Source organism: Gordonibacter pamelaeae 7-10-1-b (assembly GCF_000210055.1).
Taxonomy (GTDB): domain Bacteria; phylum Actinomycetota; class Coriobacteriia; order Coriobacteriales; family Eggerthellaceae; genus Gordonibacter; species Gordonibacter pamelaeae.
Window position 1 is genome coordinate 898902 of the sequence record NC_021021.1, and the last position, 3170, is coordinate 902071.

Consider the following 3170-nt stretch of genomic DNA (forward strand, 5'->3'; position numbering starts at 1 on the left):
CGATGGCGGCATAGGCGGGGCGCTGTCCCGCGCGGGCCAGGCCGATGTGGTGCGCCTCGTCCACCACCACGAAGCCCACGCGGCCCGGGCGCGCGAACTCCCCGGCGTGGTAGCCCAGGAACTCGGGCGTGGTGAGCACGATGTCCACCGAGCCGTCCGCAAGCCCTGCGAACGTCTGGCGGCGCTCTTCGGGCGTGCTCTCGCCCGTGAGCACCGCCACGGCGATGCCGAAGGGCTCCAGCGCCTCGTTCAGGTGGAACGCCTGGTCGGCGATCAGCGCGCGCAGCGGGTACACGAACAGGCTGGCCGTGCCCTCGCGCAGGGCGCGCTCGGCAGCATGCACCTGGAACAGGAGCGACTTGCCGCGTCCCGTGGCCATGACGGCCAGCACCGAGCGGCCCGCGTCCAGGCAGTCGAGCACGGTGCGCTGCGACGCATGGAGTGAGCCGTCCCCGATGATGGCCCGCACGATGTCGGCCTCGAGGCCCGCCGGGTCCTCGTGCGCACGGCGCTCCCACTCGGCGCGCCGCGCGGCGCGGGCCGCCTCGTAGGCCTCGATGTCCTCGGGGTTGTGGGCCACGTCGGCGCAGAGCTCCGCATCGCTCGTGGCGTACAGGTCGGCCACGAACGAGCGCTCCACCGGGTCGAGGCACGCCTCGAGCGCACAGCACGTGCGCGCGGGGGCGAGCGACTGCAGCATGGCCTTCACCGAGCGGCGGCCGCGCCATTCGTCTATCTGCACCTCGAACGCGGCGTTGACCACGCTGTCGGTGTGCATGAGCGCCTCGATGTCCGTGCAGTGGAACATGATGCCGGCCACCGTGTTGCGTCCGTCGGAAAGCGCGCACGAGAAGTGGTTCTTCTCCGCGCCCACCGCGCGGCAGTTCGCGAGGGTGACGTCGCGCGCGAGGAAGCACGGCACGGGGTTCTCCTGGCCGAAGGGGGCGAGCGTGTCCAGCTTCTCCACGTTCTCCAGCGTGAGCTCGCCGAGCGCGACGCAGGCGTCAATCTCGATGAGCGGGTGGAACGCGCCCTCGGGCAGCTCGTCCATGTAGGCGCACAGGCGGCGCTCGAACTCCGGCAGGTTGGCCGTGGGCAGGGTGACGCCCACGGCGGCCTCATGCCCGCCAAAACGCGTGACCAGGTCGGATGCGGCCTCCACGGCCTTGAACAGGTTCACCTGGCCCACGCTGCGGCCCGAGCCGCGCGCCTCGTCGCCGGTTATGGTGAACAGCAGGCTGGGCACGCCGTAGGTGTTCACCAGGCGGCTGGCCACGATGCCCTTCACGCCCTCGTGCCAGCCGTCGCCCGACACCACGAGCGCGCGCTGGCCACGGTAGACGTCGGCAGCCTGGGCCTTCGCTATCTCGGAGAGCTCGGCCTCGATGGTGCGGCGCTGGTCGTTCACGGCCTCGAGCTCGGCCGCCAGGCGGCAGGCGGCGTCGAAGTCGTCGGTCATGAGCAGGTCGAGCGCCAGCTGCGCGTCGCCCATGCGTCCGGCGGCGTTGAGGCGCGGAATGAGCGAGAAGCTGAGGTTCGTGGCGGAGACGGGCTTGTCGGCCGCGCCGCTCGAGCCCAGCAGCGCCGCGATGCAGGGGCGCGGGGCGCTGTTCATGCGGCGGATGCCGTCGGACACGAGCGCGCGGTTCTCGCCGCGCATGGGCATGAGGTCGGCCACCGTGCCGAGCGTGGCCAGGTCGGTGTAGCTCCGCCACAGGTGCGGGTAGCCGAAGCGGCCGCCCAGCACCTGCACGAGCTTCAAGGCCACGCCCACGCCAGCCAGGATGGCGCTCTCGCAATTCTCGTCGCACTTCGGGTCGGCCACGGGCACGTCCTCGGGCACGAGGTCGACCGGCTCGTGGTGGTCGGTGACGGCCAGGCCCACGCCGGCGGCCACGATGGCGGCCGCCTCCGCCTTGCAGGCGATGCCGCAGTCCACCGTGACGATGAAGTCGGGGTTGAGCGTGCGGGCGCGCGCGAAGGCGGCCTCGGTCAGGCCGTAGCCTTCCTCGAAGCGCCGCGGGATGAACGGGTCGGCGTGGGCGCCGAGCGCACGCAGGCCGCGCGTGAGCACGGACGTGGCCGAGATGCCGTCGAGGTCGAAGTCGCCGAACACGAGGATGCGGCCGTCGGCGCGCATGACCTGCTCCAACGCGTCCGCCACCTCGGACAGGCCGGGTATGGTGTAGGGGTCGAGCCAGTCGCGGTCGAGCGAGGGCTCCAGGAAGGCGCGGACCTCGGAAGGCTCGGAGATGCCGCGCGCGACGAGCGTCGCGGCCACGAAACGCGGAAGCCCCAGCCCGCGCTCGATGCGCGAGACGGCGGCGGGGTCGGCCGCTTTGATGTTGAACTGGGCAGACATGGCGCTCATACCTCACATGCGAAGAGTAATATTTCACGTCCCATTGTCCCACAATCGGCGCGAGCTGTCACCGCAGGGAACGAAGCGTGCACGAGAAGAAAACGGAGGGCGTGCGGAGAGCGCCCTCGGCCGACGGGCGACGGGTTGTTCTCGCCGAGGGCGCCCCCGCTGCCGCCGGGCGGTCGCGGCCGCATCTGCACGATCGGCGTCTGCCCGCGGAGGGTGCGCCGACACGATTTCCCCCACCGCGAACAATCGCGGCGCTTCGTTCGTGTTATGGTCGAGGAGGTGAAACCCATGCCCGAACATATCCCCTGCAGCCGCGACTCGGCGGACGCCGACGGCCTGCGCTCCGATGCGTTCCTCGAGGATGCCATGCACCGCTGGGGCGACACGGTGCTGCGGCTGGCGCTGAGCCAGCTGCGCGACGCCTCCGACGCCGAGGACGTGTTCCAAGACGTGTTCGTCCGCCTGCTCAAGGACCGCACGGCGTTCAACGACGACGAGCACCTGAAGGCGTGGCTGCTGCGCGTGACCATCAACCGTTGCCGCGACATCGGGCGCTCGGGATGGAAACGCCGCAACGAGCCGCTTGCAGAACGCCATGCGGCCCTGGCCGTCGAGGCTCCCGACCTGCTGGAATCCGACATCTGGAACGCCATCGGCGCCCTCCCGCCCGACCTGCGCGCCGTGGTGCACCTGCACTACGTGGAGGGCTATTCCACCGACGAGGCGGCCGCCCTCGTGGGATGCCGCCCTTCCACCGCGCGCACGCGCCTGCACCGCGCCCGCAAGCACCTGAAGGCCG

Annotated in this window: 2 protein-coding genes; one reads left to right on the plus strand and one right to left on the minus strand. The window is 71.1% G+C overall.

Translation table 11 applies throughout. From position 1 onward, the window contains the following. A partial coding sequence (recJ, locus tag GPA_RS04250) for a single-stranded-DNA-specific exonuclease RecJ (RefSeq protein WP_041240058.1) occupies positions 1-2362 on the minus strand: 2362 nt, incomplete at its 3' end. Positions 2363-2659: 297 nt separating this feature from the next. Here recJ and GPA_RS04255 point away from each other — a divergent pair. After that, a partial coding sequence (locus GPA_RS04255; protein WP_231847564.1) for an RNA polymerase sigma factor occupies positions 2660-3170 on the plus strand: 511 nt, incomplete at its 3' end.